This is a genomic window from Halobacillus sp. KGW1, assembly GCF_001592845.1.
Taxonomy (GTDB): domain Bacteria; phylum Bacillota; class Bacilli; order Bacillales; family Halobacillaceae; genus Halobacillus.
Genome location: NZ_LSOC01000003.1, coordinates 325,416 through 344,761, shown reverse-complemented (window position 1 = coordinate 344,761; position 19,346 = coordinate 325,416). Strand labels below are relative to the sequence as shown.

At 46.6% G+C, this 19,346-nt stretch carries 17 protein-coding genes; 8 read left to right on the top strand and 9 right to left on the bottom strand.

Features of this window, described 5'->3' with window-relative positions; all coding sequences use genetic code 11:
- Window positions 1-15: 15 nt before the first annotated feature.
- The 3 genes from AXG56_RS10720 to AXG56_RS10710 form a co-directional block, all read right to left on the bottom strand.
- Window positions 16-1,347, bottom strand: a complete 1,332-nt coding sequence (locus AXG56_RS10720; RefSeq protein ID WP_062514407.1) for a hypothetical protein — start codon at window positions 1,345-1,347, stop codon at window positions 16-18.
- A gap of 135 nt (window positions 1,348-1,482) precedes the next feature.
- On the bottom strand, window positions 1,483-1,707 hold the full coding sequence (locus AXG56_RS10715) for a hypothetical protein (protein ID WP_008636768.1): 225 nt from the start codon (window positions 1,705-1,707) through the stop codon (window positions 1,483-1,485).
- A complete protein-coding gene (locus AXG56_RS10710) occupies window positions 1,707-2,060 on the bottom strand; it encodes a helix-turn-helix domain-containing protein (protein ID WP_062514404.1) in 354 nt (117 codons plus the stop codon). Before AXG56_RS10710 ends, AXG56_RS10715 begins: the two co-directional genes overlap by 1 nt.
- A 118-nt stretch (window positions 2,061-2,178) precedes the next feature.
- On the opposite strand from AXG56_RS10710, the gene AXG56_RS10705 reads away from it, so the two are divergent.
- Window positions 2,179-2,673, top strand: coding sequence for a lactoylglutathione lyase family protein (locus AXG56_RS10705; RefSeq protein ID WP_026578129.1), 495 nt, complete (start codon window positions 2,179-2,181; stop codon window positions 2,671-2,673).
- A 115-nt stretch (window positions 2,674-2,788) separates the two neighbouring features.
- Window positions 2,789-3,226, top strand: a complete 438-nt coding sequence (locus AXG56_RS10700) for an RDD family protein (protein ID WP_062514402.1) — start codon at window positions 2,789-2,791, stop codon at window positions 3,224-3,226.
- Between the two features lie 75 nt (window positions 3,227-3,301).
- On the opposite strand, the gene AXG56_RS10695 is transcribed toward AXG56_RS10700, so the two are convergent.
- The 3 genes from AXG56_RS10695 to garR are packed head-to-tail and all read right to left on the bottom strand — an operon-like array spanning window position 3,302 to window position 7,045.
- The gene (locus AXG56_RS10695; protein WP_008636753.1) at window positions 3,302-4,651 is read right to left on the bottom strand and encodes a GntP family permease; all 1,350 of its coding nucleotides are present in this window, start codon (window positions 4,649-4,651) and stop codon (window positions 3,302-3,304) included.
- 23 nt (window positions 4,652-4,674) lie between these two features.
- Complete coding sequence (locus AXG56_RS10690; protein ID WP_082794469.1) at window positions 4,675-6,102, bottom strand: four-carbon acid sugar kinase family protein; 1,428 nt, start codon at window positions 6,100-6,102, stop codon at window positions 4,675-4,677.
- 16 nt (window positions 6,103-6,118) lie between these two features.
- Window positions 6,119-7,045, bottom strand: coding sequence for a 2-hydroxy-3-oxopropionate reductase (garR, locus tag AXG56_RS10685; protein ID WP_255358537.1), 927 nt, complete (start codon window positions 7,043-7,045; stop codon window positions 6,119-6,121).
- Window positions 7,046-7,206: 161 nt separating this feature from the next.
- Here garR and AXG56_RS10680 point away from each other — a divergent pair, with 161 nt between their 5' ends.
- Complete coding sequence (locus AXG56_RS10680) at window positions 7,207-7,818, top strand: GntR family transcriptional regulator (protein ID WP_008636750.1); 612 nt, start codon at window positions 7,207-7,209, stop codon at window positions 7,816-7,818.
- Window positions 7,819-7,897: 79 nt separating this feature from the next.
- On the opposite strand, the gene AXG56_RS10675 is transcribed toward AXG56_RS10680, so the two are convergent.
- Together AXG56_RS10675 and AXG56_RS10670 are read right to left on the bottom strand one after the other, a co-directional pair.
- Window positions 7,898-9,016: a copper resistance D family protein gene (locus AXG56_RS10675; protein WP_008636749.1), complete on the bottom strand. Its 1,119-nt coding sequence runs from the start codon at window positions 9,014-9,016 to the stop codon at window positions 7,898-7,900.
- A 6-nt stretch (window positions 9,017-9,022) separates the two neighbouring features.
- Complete coding sequence (locus AXG56_RS10670; protein ID WP_008636747.1) at window positions 9,023-9,592, bottom strand: copper resistance CopC family protein; 570 nt, start codon at window positions 9,590-9,592, stop codon at window positions 9,023-9,025.
- A gap of 277 nt (window positions 9,593-9,869) precedes the next feature.
- On the opposite strand from AXG56_RS10670, the gene AXG56_RS10665 reads away from it, so the two are divergent.
- Window positions 9,870-11,753 (top strand): LTA synthase family protein, encoded by a 1,884-nt coding sequence (locus tag AXG56_RS10665; protein WP_062514396.1) that lies wholly within the window; start codon window positions 9,870-9,872, stop codon window positions 11,751-11,753.
- A gap of 40 nt (window positions 11,754-11,793) precedes the next feature.
- Here the strand turns inward: AXG56_RS10665 and AXG56_RS10660 are convergent, their stop codons facing one another.
- Entirely contained in the window at window positions 11,794-14,298 is a 2,505-nt protein-coding gene (locus AXG56_RS10660; RefSeq protein ID WP_062514394.1) for a cell wall-binding repeat-containing protein, read from the bottom strand.
- A gap of 270 nt (window positions 14,299-14,568) precedes the next feature.
- Between AXG56_RS10660 and AXG56_RS10655 the strand changes: the two genes are divergently transcribed.
- The 4 genes from AXG56_RS10655 to glpK all read left to right on the top strand — a co-directional run bounded on the left by AXG56_RS10655 (window position 14,569) and on the right by glpK (window position 19,291).
- Window positions 14,569-15,504: an LCP family protein gene (locus AXG56_RS10655; RefSeq protein ID WP_026578135.1), complete on the top strand. Its 936-nt coding sequence runs from the start codon at window positions 14,569-14,571 to the stop codon at window positions 15,502-15,504.
- A gap of 60 nt (window positions 15,505-15,564) precedes the next feature.
- Complete coding sequence (locus AXG56_RS10650) at window positions 15,565-16,449, top strand: hypothetical protein (protein ID WP_062514392.1); 885 nt, start codon at window positions 15,565-15,567, stop codon at window positions 16,447-16,449.
- A gap of 492 nt (window positions 16,450-16,941) precedes the next feature.
- Complete coding sequence (locus AXG56_RS10645; protein ID WP_062514390.1) at window positions 16,942-17,769, top strand: MIP/aquaporin family protein; 828 nt, start codon at window positions 16,942-16,944, stop codon at window positions 17,767-17,769.
- 28 nt (window positions 17,770-17,797) lie between these two features.
- A complete protein-coding gene (glpK, locus tag AXG56_RS10640) occupies window positions 17,798-19,291 on the top strand; it encodes a glycerol kinase GlpK (RefSeq protein ID WP_026578138.1) in 1,494 nt (497 codons plus the stop codon).
- The last annotated feature ends 55 nt before the right edge of the window (window positions 19,292-19,346 follow it).

The following is a 19,346-nucleotide window of genomic DNA, read 5'->3' as shown; positions in this document are numbered from 1 at the left end:
TTTTTTTATCTACAATTATGCGTTTGTTTTTTTACGGGCTACGGCGAAAGCTCCACCGACTGCAAGGACAGCTGCTGCCATCCATACCCACATGGACATGGAGTTGGAAGCTGTTCCACCCATACCTGTATCAGGCATTGTTTCAGGCATTACTTCAGAAGAGAATTTGTCCGGCATTTGTGTCGCGATTGCTCCGGAAAGAGCCGTTCCAATTGTGGACATACGTTTGAACCCTTCGTCGTATGTCTGGTAAGCCATTTCGTAATCTTCATCCATATAAGAAGAAACGACGTCAAGCACATCTTGTTCGTGAGCCATCAGTACTTGTTCAGCTGTTTCAGCAGGGAGGTTGCCTTCTGTTGCTGTCTCAAGGAAAGCACCCAGTTCTTTCGGGAAATCCTGAGTAAGGGACTGTTTCGCTGCGTCCGCTTTATCCATATCTTCGTTCATCATCGCCATACCAAGGTCTGCACTGTCTTTATACTGGGAAGCGAAGATGTCAGCAAATTGTTGTGCGCCTTCCTCACCGTAGATAGAGGAAACGGCAGCTTTCATATCCATAGCGTTTTCTTCCAGTTTCTCTGTTACGATCTCTGCATCATCCGCACCTTGGGTCTGTTTCAGGCTTGTAAGTGTCTGGTAGCCGAAGTGTACACCCAACAGCTGATTGAACGTCATGCGAAGGTCGGCAGCTGGTGTGACGGCTTTTGTATCATTGAACTTTTCAGGCATTTGCTTAACAATAGCGTCAGAAAGAGCTGTACCGATTGTGTACATGCGCTCGAAACCTTCATCAAACTGATTGTAAGCTTCTTCGTAGTTACCATTTACATAACTTGTTGCAACATCGATGACATCCTGCTCATGAGCCATCAATACTTCTGTAGCTGTTTCAGCTGGAAGGTTGCCTTCTGTAGCTGTTCCAAGGAAGGCACCGAACTCTTTCGGGAAGTCTTCTGTAAGTGCTTGAGAAGCTTCTGTCGTGTCGCCGTCTTTCAGAGCTTGTCCCAATTGAGTGCTGTCTTCATACTGGGAAGAAAGGATGTCTGCGAACTGCTTCGCGCCTTCTTCCCCGTACAGTGACTCGATTGCAGCCGTCATTTCATCGGCATTTTTCTCGAGCATTTCACGGGCAACATCAGCATCAGGAGCGTCCTGATAGGTTTTGATTGCTGTAAGTACTTGGTATTCAAAGTGAGCGGAAAGTAGACTGCTTAAGTCAGCTCTTAAATCAGCGGCCGGTGTTTGGACCGGTGTTTTCGCCTCATCCTTACTGTCTGCGAATGCGAGGGATGGAACCATAAGCATGACTGCCATCAATACGGCAAAAATTCGTTTAAACTTCATTGTTGTTTCCTCTCCTTTTTGAGTCTTATTTGTTTTCTTTCACTCAGCTATCGGAGAGGAGAGAAGCTTGGATCACTTTTTGACGAAAAAAGTTTTATTTATTTTTATTTCATTTGTACAGAGTAGCGAAAACAGTTATGTCAGCCAAGCCATCAGGCCGATGAAAGAGAAGAATCCTCCTGGAATGATATAGATGAATCCGATTGTTTTCTTGTCATCTGTCATAAACTGCCAACCGAAAGCGATAAGGATCAAACCGGCAGTGAAAAGTGTGATCTCTATCGACGTGCTTTGGTTCATTAAGGAGTATAGAAAAGCGAGTAGTGCAAAGGCGAGCAGTCCTTTCTGCCATAAACCCATTATAATTCTCCTTTCTCGTTAGATTCGGATCCATGTTCTGTTCCCCAGCGGTGCATGGCTTCCAAAATAGGAAGTAATGTTTTTCCGGAAGCCGTGATCGAGTACTCCACTTTCGGGGGAATTGTATTATAAGCAGTTCTATTGATGAATCCATCTTCTTCCAGTTCTTTCAGCTGTTGACTCAAAACTTTATGGGAGACGCCGGGAAGAAGTCTGCGGAGTGCATTGTACCGATGTGTACCATCGACGGTCAGGTGCCAGAGGATGACCGTTTTCCACTTGCCGCCTATTTTGTTCAATGTGTACTCAATTGAACATTTTAGTTTTCCGTTTGAATCCAAAGATGCATCCATTTCTTCCTTCCTTTCTTACCTGCGGGTTAGTGTCTTACAAAAAAGTGCATACTTACGTAAGGAACTTCTCCCTATTATAATGGGTTCTGAAAGAAAAAAGAAACTAGGAGGAAGTATTATGCTACCATATCCACGCTCGTTTTCTCATATAGGTCTATCCGTTCCTGATTTGGATGAAGCAGTTAAATTTTATACAGAGGTCTTCGGCTGGTATGTCATTATGGCCCCGTCTCCTGTGAAAAATGATGATTCACCAATCGGCCAGATGTGCCGGGACGTCTTCGGGAATGATTGGGAGGAATTCCGGATCGCCCACCTGGCTACAGGAGATAAGATCGGAGTGGAGATGTTTGAATTCCCGAATAATGAAAAACCGGAGAACAACTTCGAATATTGGAAGACCGGTATTTTTCACTTCTGTATTCAAGACCCGGATATTGAAGGCATGGTCGATAAGATCAAGGCTCATGGTGGGAAACAGCGCATGCCGATCCGGGAATATTATCCGGGAGAAAAGCCGTTTAAAATGGTCTATGTGGAAGACCCATTCGGAAATATCTTTGAAATATACACCCACAGTTATGAACTGACTTATTCAGAAGGCGCTTATTAATAGAGAGGCCGGGCAGATAATCCTCCCGGCCTCTCTATTATCATGACTGGATGTCCGCCTGTCAGCTCTGGTAAAATCGTAGGGTATTGTAGAAAGAGAAAAAGGGGGAGATCCCGTGGAACGTAAACAACCAGCAGGGTTCGGATCGAGACTGCTCGCTTCGTTCCTTGATTCATTAATCCTCGTCTCTGTAATCGGACTGCTTTATTTTGCAATTACCGGGGAATTTTCAACCGATTGGGCGGACACGTTGGAGTGGCAGCTGCTCTACACCTTTTACTTAATCATCACACCGTTAATCTGGAGTGGTTATGTCCTTGGTAAGCGAATTTGTAAAATCAAGGTGCATCGTTATGAAGATGGGGGACAGGTGAAACTATCGAATATGATTCTTCGAGAATTCGTCGGCTATTACCTGCTGAGTATCGTGAGCTTCGGAGTGACCATTATCGTCAGCATTTTCATGGTCATTTTCCGGGAAGATAAGCGGGCCATCCATGATTTCATCGGAGGCACACAGGTAATTAAGGCGGAAACATCGTATAAAAACTGAGGTTTCACACGTATAAGCAAGCGGAACAGGAAAGTTAAAAAGCCCGTCGGTTCCATTGGAACGACGGGCTTTATTTTATATGCCGGGCAGGATGCCGCTGAACAGACTCAGGAGGAAGACCATAACAAGAGCACTGACCCCGGCAATAAATCCACCGAGTGTCCAGGCCTTCAGTGTATCTGGAACAGAGAGCTTGCTGAACCGATTGACCACCCAGAATCCGGAATCGTTCGGAAGGGATAACCCGACACCACCGGCACAGATCGCCAGACCGACAAGGACAGGGGAGACGCCCAGTTCTACTATCATCGGTCCCATGATGCTGGAAGTGGTGACAAGCGCAACAGTCGTGGAACCGAGGGAAGCGCGCAGAATTTGAGAAAACAGGAAGGCAAGCAGGATGACCGGGATACTCCAGCTCTGCATCGTCTGAATCAAATGATCTCCGATACCGCTCTCATTTATTACGGCACCAAATCCTCCGCCGGCTCCTGTAATAAGCAGGATGCTTCCTGATGTACTAAGCGCTTCATTATACAACGTTTGGTTAGGTTTCTGAATGTACTTTGGCAGCACGATAATCGCAACGAGGACACTGAGGAACAACGCGACGTTTTTATCTCCGATCAGTCCGATAATGCTTGCGAATCCCGTATTCGGTACCGCTAAATTTGTAACCGTATTCAAAAGAATCAATACGATAGGAAGCAGGAGGATGGTAAACGATAAGCCAGTGCTGATCGTCGGTCCTGTTTCTTCAACGGTCGCTGCCACTTCGGCAGACGCGTCCTCATCCTGACCGGAGCGGACGCGTTTACCGATGAATGTACCGTATAAGTATCCCCCGACAAGCGTCGCAGGAATGGCGCAGATTAATCCGTATAAAATGAAGAGTCCTAAATCAGCACCGGTATTTTCTGCGACAACGAGCGGGCCCGGAGTCGGGGCAATCATACTGTGGGAAACGATCAAACCGACCCCGAGAGCTGTGACAAAGGTGACGATCGAAATGCCGGTACGACGGGATAAGCTGCGGACAAGCCCGGATAGGATGACGAAAGCGGCGTCAAAGTAAACGGGAATACCAACCGTAGCTCCAGTAAGACCAAGACCTGCCGGGGACTTCTTGAGTCCAAAGACGGTCAGGATGGACTTGGCGATTTTTTCGATAGCACCGGAAGCGGCGAGAAACTGGCCGAAGATGACGCCGAGGCCGATAAGAATACCGACCCCTGCCAGTGTGTTACCGAAACCGCCGACGATAATGCCTGGAATTTCCGAAACCGGCATGCCGATGATCAAACCTGTCATCAATGCCACAGCAAGTAAAGAAAGAAACGGCTCAAGCTTGACCTTTAGAATAAGGAAGAATAGGAGAGCCAAAGAAAGGAAGAACACGAGAATCAGTAGATTTCCTGTTAGCATTAGGGTTCACCTCTTCAAAGGATTTAGTCGATCAACGCGACGACTTCTTTCAATGTATGGATTGTTCCGACGTTGCCCGGGAAAATAATATACGGGAGATGTGGGTATTTGCTTTCTTCGCTCGTCTCCCAAACAGGTACACCTGGCGCCACCTGTCCTTTGACCGTCGCCTGTTTTACACCAAGACCATTTGTCCCAACGTCGCTTGAAGTAATACCACCCTTAGCGATGATATATTTCGGAGAGCTCTTTAACTGCCGGACGATGGCTGTTACGGCTTCCGATATCTGGACGGAAAGCATCAGCTCTTTCTCTTCCTGGCCGTCCCCCAACTCCAGACGGTCCCTTCTTGTGTAAATAACAGTTGATGTTCCCTCTTCCACTTTCTCATCTGCTTCTCGTCTCACACGTTCCACTTCTTCACGGAATGCTTTTGGTTCAAGGACAAGGTGGCTGTTGAATTCGATGAAGTGAAGGCCGGAGATCGTTTTTAACTGCTCCAGCTGGTCTGTCGTCTTTTGGACATGGGAACCGACAACGACAAGGCCGCCTTGTTCAGAGCGGTCATGGACGAGTTCTTCTTTCGTCAACAGAGGCTTTGAATGGATATTGCCTACAATTTTCGTAAAGGTTGCCGCCGTTCGATATAAGAATTCTTTTCCAGACTGGAGTGCCTGGATGAGAGCGATGGTAAATACTTTTACATCTGTTTCCGTCACGGCATCGACGATGACTTTGCCGAAATGATCGACCTTCATCAGTTGGTCTGTAATCGCTTCGATTTCGCCTTGGCGTATAGAAGCGAGTGTGACATGGGTAACGTCTTCAGCCTTGTAAGCACCGTTGGTCATTTCTTCCACATAGTCGCCCAGGTGACTGGCTGAGAAGCCAAACGTCCGGTCTCCGGCAAATTCCGATTCTCCAACGGGGGTCCAGCTTCCGTCGCTGACGATATAGTGAACGCCCTCCACCGTCAGCCTTCCTCCTTCCTTAAAATAAGGAAGAATTACTTCCCCATCAATCCTGCGTTCTGACCTTCTTTCCAATTCGTTTTTTAATACTTCTGTCTCTAATGGGTAGTGGCCGCGAAGTGTCGAATCTCCCCGACTGATTAGAAGATAGGGAGTGTTGTTTTCCTGTGCAATCTGCTCGACACGAGCGGCGATTCTTCTGTGGACTTCTTCCGTCTTCTTCGCACGGAAAGCACGGGAATTCGTCAAGATGAAGAAGATCTGTCCGTCTTCTTCAAACCCTTTGCGGATCGTCGCTTCCTCCCAGTCGGTAAAAACGGTAACGCCGTGTACAGTCTGCACACCAGTGGGATCATCATCAAGAACAACGATTTTGTGCTGGAAGTCTGCGTAGGCATCCTTAAATGCGTTTTCCCATTCTTCTTCGTTCTGTACAGGCAGGCTTTTGATATAAGATTCTGGATTATGTGTCTCGATCATTCTCATCATCCTTTCTTTATTTTCCTTCGAAAACTGGTGCAGCTACCTTCGTACCGGCTGTTTTCTCGTAGTACTGGATCAGTCCGCCGTGATCGTCTGATGCCTTCCCATCTGTAATTAGTTCATTAAACATGGATAGAACACGATCGGAGAGCGGCATATCTACTTCCAATTCTTTCGCTGTGTTCAATACATTCGTCAAGTCCTTTGCGTTGATATCGATTCTGCCACCGGCAACAAAATTTCGTTCGAAAATAAGCGGTGCTTTCGCATCCAGTACAGCGCTTCCTGCAAGGCCGCTTCGAATCGCTTCGTACATCTTCGGAAGGTCGATACCTGCTTTCGCAGCCAGAATGAAGGCTTCTGACATCGCTGCGATATTAACATTGACCATGACCTGATTGGCCAGTTTCGCTGTTGTACCACTGCCAACCGCTCCTACCAAAACGATGTTCGTTCCCATACATTCCAACAGCGGCAGCACTTCCTGGAAAGCTTCTTCTTCTCCGCCTGCCATAATAGCAAGGGTTCCGTCCAACGCTTTCGGCTCGCCACCACTCACTGGTGCATCCATCATCCGCAGGTGATGCGTTTTCAATTCTGTCGCTATTTTCTTCGTTTCGACCGGGGAGATCGAACTCATATCGATGACGATGGCGCCCGGTTTGGCGCCTTCCACCACGCCGTTTTCTGCGAATAAGGCGCTCTCCACATGCGCAGCTTTGGGAAGCATCGTAATGATGACATCGCTTTCATAAGCGGCATCTTTGGAACTCGTACAAGCGATGGCTCCTTGGGCGGCCAGTGCCTCTGTCGCCTTCTGGTTAAGGTCGAAAGCTTTCACTGTATGTCCATGGGCGATCAGATGACCTGCCATCGGTTTCCCCATAATTCCTAAGCCGATAAATCCTATCTTCATTGTAGAATCCCTCCGTTTTGTAATGGTATCGCTTTCATTTATTGTTCTTATTGTATAGTATATACTCTATTTTGTATACAAAAAAATAAAAAATGTACACAAATAAGTATTTGCCAACCATGTTATAATTGGAAAAAGGTGTATTAGAGGAGGGCGAAAGCTGCTGGACTATGCAGCGTACATAGATGAAAAAGAACACAGCATACGTGCAAGCATATGAATACTTAAGAGAGCAGATAGTAGACGGGGAGATCCCTGCAGGAACAAAACTGGTAGAAGATAAATACGCAAAGCTCCTCGGAATCAGCCGGACGCCGATTCGCGAAGCGTTACGCAAGCTGGAGGAGGAAGGGCTTGTAAAAGAAAAAAAAGTCGTTCAGCCGACAGAAGCAGATCTGCGTGATATCTTCCGTGTACGCATCTTATTGGAAGGCGACGCAGCCAGAACAGCGGCAACGTATATGGACAAAGAGACGCTTGCGGAACTGAAGGAAACGATCGTTGTCAGCCGCCGCGGCAATCATGAAGAGATGATGAATTCAAACAAGCGCTTCCATGATATTATCGTAGAATCGAGTAAGAACCGGTTTATGATCGAGACGATCAACCGGATGCAGTCGATTATTTACTTGTTTCGTAAAACGGTCGTCTATCATGACCGCCCGCGCTTGATTGATGAGCATGAGGAGATATATGAGGCAATCGAACGCAGGGATGCAGCAGAAGCGGAACGCCTTCTACAAATCCATCTCCAGGAAGATCTTGATTTCTTTCTGCATATATCAAAGACAAAATGAACCAGTGAGACTGGAGTAGAAAGATGTTTCTAAACAAAATAAAAAAACGAATCCTTATAAGGATTCGTTTTTTTTATATTTATTGGACACCGGTCATGACGCCGAGATAGAAGGTAATGATCATGGCGGCGCCCGCCGTTGCTGTCATGGATACAGAAGATTTTTTCACTGCTGTCACCAAGGCAAGCAGAAGAAAAAGTGTACCAAGCAGGAGCAACAGCCAGCTCATTGGACCGAAAGCAAAAGTGACATCGACGATTCCGCTTTCTTGTTTGTCGGTAAAGACCGAGTATAAGAAAGAGGCATCAGCAGCCGGTGTGCCTCCCTGACTCGGTATTCCCACCCTTCCCATGTAAGACGTCCATAAGAAGGCAATCAGAGCGAACAGACTTTCCGCCTTGGTCCATGGAAACGGATTGAATGTTTGATCTTCCCGTTTCCTCCTGAAGAGAATACCGTTAATCACAGCGAACATAATGATGGCCAAGAAAAACAGATGTTTCCAAAGCAGCCCTTGTCCATAGCTTGAGGCGAGACCGTCTTCATAGGCTTGAACAGTACCTAAGTTCGTATTCCCGTATGCATGCAGATCGATCGACATCGTAAAGAAACCGGAGACGGTTACGATGAGCAGGGCAGCGATTGCCGTCGGTGTAAACCAGCGTAAAAAAGCACTCCAGTTTTCCGTTCCTTTAGACAGCCAACTGACAATGAACAAAATCCCCAGCCAGAGGGAGACGGCAAGAAAATGAATTGTGTGAGCCATTTGCCCCTGCCAGCCTGCAAGGGAAGTGGTATGGCTGGATTGGGTGTAACTGATAATCATGGCAATGACGAGTGCGAGCGAAAGCGACACAAGGTACTTATTCTCCGCTGCCCCTTTGATTGTCCAAATCAAAAGAAGCAGCACGCCGAATAAGGTGATGAATAAAAATGATTTTCCTATGGAAAATGTAAACAGGACGTTCATGAATGCCTGCTGCCACGTGTCTACCCTGGCAAGCGTTCGGGTAACGGGCAGGATCGGCAGAAAGGCCGCAGCGATCGTAAGCATACTCGCCGTGATAATCAGCTTATTCGGTATAACCATCGGTGGTTTAGACGTTTCTGCAATCAGTAATAACAATAATCCCCCAATTAAAAGAGAGAAAGAGATATAGAGAGCGACTTCAGCTGCGAAAAGCGTAATTTCCATCATCTATTATCACTTCTTACTAAAGGCAAGACGTCCGATTAAAACGAGAACAAGTGCAATAATGATGCCGAGAAGTACGTAAAAGAAGACGGGGAATCCTGAGTCCTCATCTGCAGTATCCTGCTCGGACTCAACGGCGGAATCTTCCTGATCTGGAGACTCTTCCTGTCCTTCATCGGATGGTGTTTCCACCGCTTCTTCTTCCACTGTTTCCGGCTCTTCGTAAGTTGTGGTGAAGGTAAATTCCTTTTCAATGATATGACCGTCTGCACCGACGATGTTCCAGTTCACCGTATAGTCACCGGCAGGAAGCGGATCATTAAGGTTTGCGGTCATCATATTATCTGCAATGTCTACAGAAGCAGGCTCCATCACTTCTCCGTTTCCGTCTGTGATGGTCAGGGTGCTCGCTTCTTCAATCTCAGTATTGAAGGTAAGTTCAATCGATTCCACAGGTTCCTCCACGGTAGAATCAGCTTCTGGATTAGAACTCTCCAGTGAGGTATGTGCTTCTACAATAGTTAAAGGCGCCATTACAAAGAATAAGAGGGCTGCCATTATAATCGTCCATTGTTTCATGGATCTCTCCCTTTCTTTTCTATTGTCCGATCGTCCCGGTGCTGCAATCATGTCGTCATTGGAATGTAATGTTGACGGCAGTGGGAAGGTGCGGCTTTTTGACGTAGTCATTTTAGTCTATAGTACACAGGATAGTCAAAACATATCAAAGAGATTCCACACAATCGTCATAGAAATGTGAACAAAATAAGAATAAGAGCGGCTTATGACCCTGTGATTATTTACAAATCGTTTACATAATCTTAACACTTCGATAGAATATTGTAGAGGTGTTTATATGAAAGATTCTATTACAAGGTTAATAAAGAGTTACTTTTTCTATTTTTCTATCATGATCGCTTTAAAGTTTATTATATTTCGATATGTACTGCTGTACGACACGAACATTTTCAGGGGGATATGGTTTGAATTCATGGTCGTGTTGACCTTAATTGCCGCCTTTGAATTGGTTCTGAAGAAAGGGAAAGTCTATGTCTACATAGTTCTGGATGTCATTCTTACCCTCCTGTTCATTTCCATGCTTGTCTATGAGCGGTATTTCGGTACCATTCCTACCTATTATGATTTGACTCAGCTTAATCAAGTAGGAAGTGTCAATGAAAGTGCGATGATGCTCTTCCGGCCGACAGACTTATTGTTCTTCGCCGACCTCGTCCTCTTCGCCATCCTTACGGTATGGACGAGAAAGTGGGGCAGAAAGACCCGCAACTACACATCGAACGTATGGATGGGCAGCCTGCTTGTTATTGGATTAATTGCTTCCATCGTCAATTTTCAGATGAGTAAGAGCGATCCGATGCTGGACAGCGCTTTGTTTGCGAAGGAGAACGGATTGTTTAATTCACAGTTTGTCCAGTTTTACCAGGACCGGGCAAACAGTGAGACGGCTCTCGCTTTCTCCGGCGCAGATCAGAACGTGACGCAGGAGATGATTGAAGAAACAAAAGGAAATGATTATGTACCAATGAGTGAGCACAATCATTTCGGTGTAGCTGAAGATCGTAACTTGATTGTGATTCAGGTGGAATCTCTGCAGAACTTCGTCATTGGAAAATCACTAAACGGTCAGGAGATAACGCCTAACATCAATAAATGGATCAAAGACAGCATGTACTTCTCCAATCTTTATCAGCAGATCGGATCTGCCAATACTGCTGATGCGGAATACTTGATGAATACATCTCTCTATCCACTGGGAAATAAGGCTACCTCAGAGGAAATGACCGATATGAAGATTCCGTCCCTGCCGAGAATTCTTGATCAGAACGGATACCACTCCGTTACGATGCACGCGGACGAAGTCGAGTATTGGAACAGAGATGTCATGTATCCGGCCCTCGGTTTCGATGATTACTATGCAAAGGAATTCTACGGGGAGAAAGATACGGTGGGCTTTGGCCCATCCGATGGAGTTTTCTTCGAACGTTCGCTTGCTGCTTTGGACAATATTGCGGACAAAGAAGGTAAATTCTACGCGCATGCGCTTACGTTAACAAGTCATACCCCGTTTGAAATGCCGGAAGATAAGGAAGGACTTGATCTTCCTGAGGAATACGAAGGGACATTGACCGGTAACTATCTACAGTCTGTCCATTACGCGGATCAGGAGCTAGGGAAGTTCTTCCAAGGTCTGAAAGATAAAGGACTCTGGGAAAATTCCGTCATCGCCATGTATGGGGATCATTCCGGCCTTCACGGAAAACTGCTTACATCCAAAGACCAGGATTTGCTTGATGATTTCATTGGTGGCCGTTATTCACTGGCCAAGCGTTTCAACATTCCATTTGTTATCGGCGTTCCGGGAGAGGAAGAGGAGCTTTCGGGTGAAGTGGATCACCTCGGCGGTCAAATCGATATGATGCCGACCGTTTTGAATCTTCTTGGTGTGGAACCGGATACTATTTATTTCGGACATGATCTGCTTCATTATGAGAATAACCTTTTAGGTATGAGGTATTATGTACCGACAAGTTCCTTCTTTAAAAACGGCAGGTTCTACATCGCTGAGAACAGTCGTTTCGCACCACGCATTATCGATCTGGAAACAAACGAGCGTATTGAGAACCAATATGACGATCCAAAAGCATCATTTGCCAAGGAACAGCAGGACATTCTGCAGCTTCTGGAATGGTCGGATGCCTATTTTGAGTCATTGAAGTAAAGGAAGAGCCCTCTCCATTTATGGAGAGGGCTCTTCCTATTTATTGATCCAAAAACTTTCTTAAATGATATCCTACCTCTTTGCTGATGGCGGCTGTACCACCCAGAATGGAGATCACCTCAGGAGAGGCGCTGTTCAAGAATGTGATGACTTCCGGTGGTATCCGGTCGTGACGTACGAGCACGATCGGTTTCGATTCCGTGGCTGCAAGGACGGAACCGGTCAACGCATCTGCGAATTGAAAGCCGGTAGCAGCATATATTCCATCAGCCTCCATACCTGTACCTTCTATAAACCTTACAGCCGTATCAAAGCGATTCTCTCCTGCATATCGGACGGGATTCGGGAGCATACGCACGACGGAATCATTCACGACACCCGTTCCGCCTATGACAATGGTTTCCTGCAAGGTATCGGTAATCTCTTTCACTTCAGGTGACAGCGTTTTTTCCTTTGTCAATAATATGGGCAGGGAATGCCTTGCAGCGTAGGGAGCGGACGCAAGGGCATCCGGGAAGTTTCGGCCGGACGAAACGACAGCACTCGTCAGTGACCTTCCCAGTAATAGCTTCAGTTCTTCAGCAATCTCTACAGAAGTTTCATAGCGGTCACCCCCTGCAACTCTTGTCACTTGGAGGCCTTGTGACCGTATTTCTTTTTCTACGTTGGCAGATACCGCGTTGATGCCTCCGATGATATAAACCGAAGATGCACCCAGTCGTCCTATTTCCCGTTTCGTTTCTGTTCCCAACCGATCAGGTCTTGTCAAAAGGATGGGAGCATCCAACTGATACGCCAGCGGAGAAGCGGAAAGAGCATCGGGAAAGTCAAATCCTGTTGCAATCAGGACGGAACCTGCTCCATCCTGCCATCCCTGTTTGGAGATCTCTACTGCTGTCTCGAATCTGTCTGTACCGCTGATTCTCTCGGCCTGTGGAAGCTCCTGATCAAGCGTAAGAGTATAGGGCTGCGCAGACCAGTTCTCATAGTAGTCATACACACCGATGTAATAGGTGCCCTCTCCAGCTTGAAACGTGAGCGTCTCGGCTATTCCTTGACCATGTTCGTCGATGTAGTCCTGCTCATAAATCGATCCGTTCATTTCCCGGTATACGACCAGGACGGGGTCGATGTGCCCGGCTGGATGGTGAAGCCTTAGTGAAGCTTGCCCTGGTGCCTCCGCGTTCCATTTATATAAGTCTCTGTCACTTGGATAATTTAACGATTCGGAAAGCGATCCGATTTGAAGGGGCCTTGTTTTACTGAGGTCCCATGCAGTGGAGTCCTCTTCTAAAGATTTTAGTCCGGTGCGAAGAGCAGCAGCGCCGTTTACTTGTCCAAATCCCAGCTGTTCATTAGATTCTCCGCGGAGCAGCTGATCGGAACTTGCCTGAAGGGCATATTCCACATCGGCAGGCTCCCAGTCTCTATGTTCGGATATCAGTAAGGCGGCTAGTCCGCTGACAATCGGTGCAGAGTAGGAAGTACCACTGCCGACTCCGTATGTGCCGTCGTAACTTGTGCTGAAAATGTCCACCCCCGGCGCAGCGACATCAATGTGGCTGCCGATATTGGAGAACGGCGCATGTCTTGGGGAGGATGAGGTCGTGTCGGTTGCGCCGACGGCAATCACCCAAGGGTAGCCGGCCGGGTAAGCAGGGACGTTGGTCTCTTCATTCCCGGAAGCGGCTACGAGTGTAATTCCAGCGTCGTAGGCTTCCAGCAGCTTTTCCTGTACGGCTGGGTCATTATAAAAGCTTCCAAAACTCATATTGATGACATCGGCATGGTTATCGACAGCGTAATCGATTCCGCGCAGGACTGCTGAAGTGTAGACGCTTCGGTCATCTCCAGCTTTGATAGGAATCACTTTAATACCGGGTGCAACACCGATACCACCTCTGCTATTGGTGTTTGCAGCAAGTATCCCTGTTACATGGGTTCCATGTCCCGCACCATCAGAACGGACGGGACCGTTCGTAAATGCATCGAACCCTGCTGTCAAACGACCCTGCAGATCCTCATGGGAAGGCAGTGCTCCCGAGTCGATCACTGCCACGCTCACTTCTTTTGTGCCCTTGGTCACATCCCAGGCCTGTTCCATACCAATCTTTTTTAAATAATCCTGGTAAGAGCGGTAATAGACATCCGAGGGCTTGTACATCGGAGTATAAATGATATTAGGGGAAGCGCTTTCCACTCCCTCCATACTTTGAATCCGGCGGAGTTCCTGATGGTAGTCAAGCTGTACAGGGATACGTAATAGGAGTAATGGATCCGCTTGGACCTCTTCATATTCAGGGAAATCTAAAGAAGTTCCGGGAGTTAGTTGGACGACTACCTGCCTGTCATGAATCGCCGTCATGGGCACTTTCTTTATACTCTGAACATATACACCCTTATGCTTTTCTCCAAGACGTATGGCTTCTATTTCTTTATCAAAGCTGTCAATCTTTCTCATTGCTTCTGCTGATATGGGAACAGCGGACATAAGTGTAAAAGACAGGATGGTTAGAATTAGGAAGCCGAGTCGATTCTTATTCAATACGATCCCCCCCTGTTTTTTTGAGATAATATGATTATACTTATACGTAAGACTTATGACTTATGCTCCATTCCGTACTGCATAGGATAGATTCAGGAATATAGTCCTGTTAGGTATATACCCCGGGGTAGGGATCTTAGCTGTGTTTTTGTCATTTTTTACATAATAATGACGGAGTCCCGTTCTTTTCTACTAAAAACGAATTGTATAAATATTCTACTTTTTATATAATGGGGAATAGATTGCTAGAAAAAATTGGAGTGAAAGAGAATGGGTCGTGCAAACAAGAAGAAAAAAGGATTATGGTGGAAGGTTCCCGTTATTGTTGTCGTACTATTGGCGATTACTACGGGGGTATATGCCTTCACCGTTTACAATGGTGCCAAAGCCACAGTCGATAAGAAGATGAACCAGCAGGTCGCTGCCATAGACACAAAGGTGACCAAGAAGAAAGTGAAAGCAACCGAACCTCTGAACATTCTTCTGCTCGGCGTAGATCAACGGGCGAATGACCGCGGAAGATCGGATGCACTGATGGTGCTGTCCCTTGATCCGAAGAATGACAGAAGTCAAATCGTTAGTATTCCAAGGGATTCACGAACCGAAATGGTCGGCGACTCCAAGCATAACGGCGAACTGGATAAGATTAATCACGCCTATGCTTTCGGAGGTGCAGATATGTCGATTCAAACGGTAGAGAACTTTCTAGATATCGATCTCGATTATTATGTGCGGATCAATATGGAAGGCCTCTCGGAACTGGTTGATGCTGTCGGTGGTGTCACCATTGATAACAACCTGGATTGGCAAGGTTCCAATGGTTTCCACTACAAGAAAGGGACGCTGAACCTGGATGGGGACGAAGCACTCGGCTATGTACGCATGCGTTATGAAGATCCTAAAGGTGATTTGGGGCGGAACGAGCGCCAGCGCCAGATTATCCAGGCTGTCGTCGACAAAGGAGCTAATGTCGGTTCTGTCAATAAGATCGATGATGTTCTCGACGTCCTTGGAAACAATGTGGCGACAAACTTGGATTTTGATACGATGAAAGATCTCATGGTCAATTATAAAGATACACGCAAGGACATGACTACCTACCAAATGTCCGGTTCAGGCACTAGGATCGGCGGTATCTACTACATGCAGATCAGTGATCAAGAAGTTCAGAAAGCTCGTCAAAAAATCCAGGATTATAATTCATAAACGGTAAAGTTCCGCCTTCCAAGCGGAACTTTTTCATTTTGTCGAAAGGAGGGAGTTTCCATGTTGAAATTTAAGAAGGGTGCCGGCTGGATCTTGGTCATTGCATCGGTCTTCTTGGGGCTCGGTATCGTCCTTGGTGAAAATTTATCCCTGTTTAAGAAGGTACTTCCATATACAGGATTGGGACTGTTGCCGGCTTTCGCCGGTTTTTACCTGATTAGAGGAAAGGAGAAAATCCGTGTAACGCTCAGGGACATGAAAGTGTACACCTTAATCACCTTGTTCCTTCCATTATTCGCTTACATTCTGATATGGCTGCCTGCTAAGTGGAAAGGTGTTTCCCGGACGGAGCAGGACTTGGCGTTCGATGCTTCGTCTGTCGGGTGGATTTCCAACGTGCAGACTATTCTGCTAACGGGTCTTCTTATCTGTTTCTCTTACATATTTCTAAAGACCTTCAGAAGGATACGAGGGTATGTTTGGGGGCTGCTTGTTTTGTTTCTTTTCTTATACAGTGGCACGCTGCTTTCTACGATGGATGATTTTCGTGCAATAAGAGATGATGGGATTGTTCAGGTGGAATTAGGCACGAAAGGGAAGGTGTCGTGGATGGAGGTGGAGGAAGCCCGGCTCATTCCCTTCATCGATTATCCATTGTTTACGGACGAAGAAGTGCTGAGCTGGAAGTTTGAATTCGATACGGAAGAAGGCGAAACGTACACCTTTGATTCTTTCTTTTATGAAGACAAGCAGGTGAAGGAGAGTCTGTCTGTCAAAGCGAAGGTGATGGAAGAAGGGATTCCGTTTACGATCGTGAAAATGAATGAAGACCAGTGGAATCTTCTGGAGGAGGAAGACAGGGAAGGAACTAATTTACGCAGGGATTATTATGAATTGATCGGCTACGATGCTTTTTACGGGAAGTATCTTGGAGATATAGAGTAAAAAGCTCCCTGACGACACGTTCTAAGTGAAGCACCCCGCTCTTCTGTGGTCTCACCTCTACACCCACACTCCGATATTATGAGCAGGGTATCGTTTTTCCATTCGTTTAGTGCGATGAAATGGACTGAAGTTTTAGTTGGAAAGACAATAACCTAAAGGACAAATGGATACGAAGCCTATTCCTTACACAACGTGGAACGGAAGCTTCAGACATAGGAGGATATAGAAGCGAATTTGAACCATACTAAGGAAACAACAAATCCAATGGAAATAGAGAAATAGTAATTTTTTCTAGTTCCATTTGTTCATTTAATTATGAAAATAAAGTTGACAGCGTTTACATGTGAGTGTATAGTAGGAATCAACAAGTTAAGCATGTGATGGAGACGAGGAGACTCACACTATTCGCTACTTTTTCATCAAAAAGTAAGCGCTTTAGGTGAGTCTTTTTTTAATCCATGCAGCTTGAAAACAAGATAAGGGGTGTGGCTGATGTCTGAATTCCTTGGTGAATTGATTGGTACAATGATTTTGATCATCTTCGGCGGCGGTGTCGTCGGCGGTGTTGTTTTGAAGAAGTCGAAAGCGGAAGGTGCCGGCTGGGTCGTCATTACGATCGGATGGGGGCTGGCTGTTACGATGGGGGTTTATGCGGTCGGGGGATTTACCGGCGCACACTTGAACCCGGCGGTGACGCTCGGATTTGCGGCGATCGGTGAATTTGCATGGGCGAAGGTTCCTGTTTATATTGCGGGACAAATGGTTGGTGCCTTCATCGGTGGAGTGATTGTGTTCTTGAACTACCTTCCTCACTGGAGGGAAACGGAAGATAAAGGTGCGAAGCTGGCTGTGTTCTCCACAGATCCCGCTGTACGAAGCCCTTTCTCAAACCTTGTAAGTGAAATTATCGGTACGTTCGTATTGGTTATGGGCTTGTTGTTCATTGGTGCAAACGAATTCACGGAAGGATTAAATCCGCTGATCGTCGGTGCTTTGATTATCGCGATCGGAATGTCACTGGGTGGAGCTACAGGATATGCCATTAACCCGGCACGAGATCTTGGGCCGAGAATCGCCCACGCTCTGCTTCCAATCCCGGGCAAAGGCGGATCGGACTGGAGCTATGCATGGGTACCGATTGTCGGACCTGTTCTTGGTGGTATTTATGGGGCGGTATTCTACCGAGCAATATTCATGCAGGACTATACTGCTGTTTTCTGGGGATTGTCAATCGTCGTAGCAGTTATTCTTATTGCGGCAGCAAGTTCTGAATTAAAGAAGAATGCATCCGTAACGAAGATTGAAGAAAAAATCAGCTGATAGAGATATAAAAAAGGAGAGGATTTTCATGGCAGAGAAGTACATTTTGTCTATTGATCAGGGGACGACGAGCTCGAGAGCAATTCTTTTTAACAAAGAAGGAAAAATTGTAGAAACAGGCCAGAAGGAATTTGAACAATTTTTCCCGAAACCAGGCTGGGTCGAACATAATGCGAATGAAATTTGGACATCCGTCCTTGCTTGTATCGCCGACGTACTACGTAAAGCAGACGTAGAACCACAGCAGGTTGCCGGAATCGGTATTACGAACCAGCGGGAAACAGCTGTCGTATGGGACCGTCATACAGGGAAACCAATCTATAATGCAATTGTCTGGCAGTCCAGACAGACGGAAGACATTTGTAAAGAGCTGCGTGCGGCGGGTCATAATGAGTTGTTCCGTTCGAAAACAGGTCTTCTGCTCGATCCGTATTTCTCTGGTACAAAGGTGAAGTGGATTCTGGATAACGTGGAAGGTGCCCGTGAAAAAGCGGAGAACGGGGACTTGATGTTCGGTACGATCGATACGTGGCTTGTCTACCGCCTTTCCGGTGGAAAAGCGCATATCACCGACTATTCCAACGCATCACGGACGTTGATGTACAACATTTACGACCTTAAATGGGATGAAGAGCTTCTTGATATTTTAGGTGTACCTAAATCCATGCTTCCTGAAGTCAAACCATCTTCAGAAGTGTATGCGAAGACAGTGGATTACCATTTCTTCGGACAGGAGGTCCCTATTGCCGGTATCGCAGGAGATCAACAGGCGGCATTGTTCGGACAAGCCTGCTTTGAGAAAGGGATGGCTAAGAATACGTATGGAACCGGCTGCTTCATGCTTATGAATACAGGGGAAGAAGGGGTCGCTTCTGAACATGGTCTCTTGACGACACTTGCGTGGGGGATCGATGGAAAAGTCGAATATGCCTTGGAAGGAAGTATTTTTGTAGCAGGATCAGCTATCCAATGGCTGCGTGACGGTTTGAATCTCATCGATAGTGCACCGGAGTCAGAAGGATATGCGACTTCTGTCGATTCTTCCGACGGTGTATATCTTGTACCGGCATTCGTCGGTCTTGGAACACCGTACTGGGACAGCGATGCCCGCGGAGCTGTCTTCGGATTGACTCGTGGTACGTCCAAAGCCCACTTTGTCCGGGCTACACTGGAATCACTCGCTTATCAAACGAAAGATGTGCTGGATGCAATGATTGCTGATTCCGGCATCGATTTGAAGGCCCTTCGTGTGGACGGTGGAGCCGTGAAGAACGATTTCCTCATGCAGTTCCAGAGCGACATGCTTGGTGTGCCTGTTGAGCGGCCGGTCGTTCAGGAAACAACAGCACTGGGTGCTGCCTTCCTGGCAGGACTTGCCGTCGGTTATTGGAAAGATAAAGATGAAATTAAGCAGCATTCTGATAATGAGCGTACGTTTACGGTAGAAATGAGCAAAGAGGAACAAGATAAGTTGTACAGCGGCTGGAAGAAAGCTGTAGAAGCAACAAGACAATTCAAGTAATGAAGAAGGGCACCTTTTTTCCATGGAAAGAGGGTGCCCTCTTACATATTGTCAA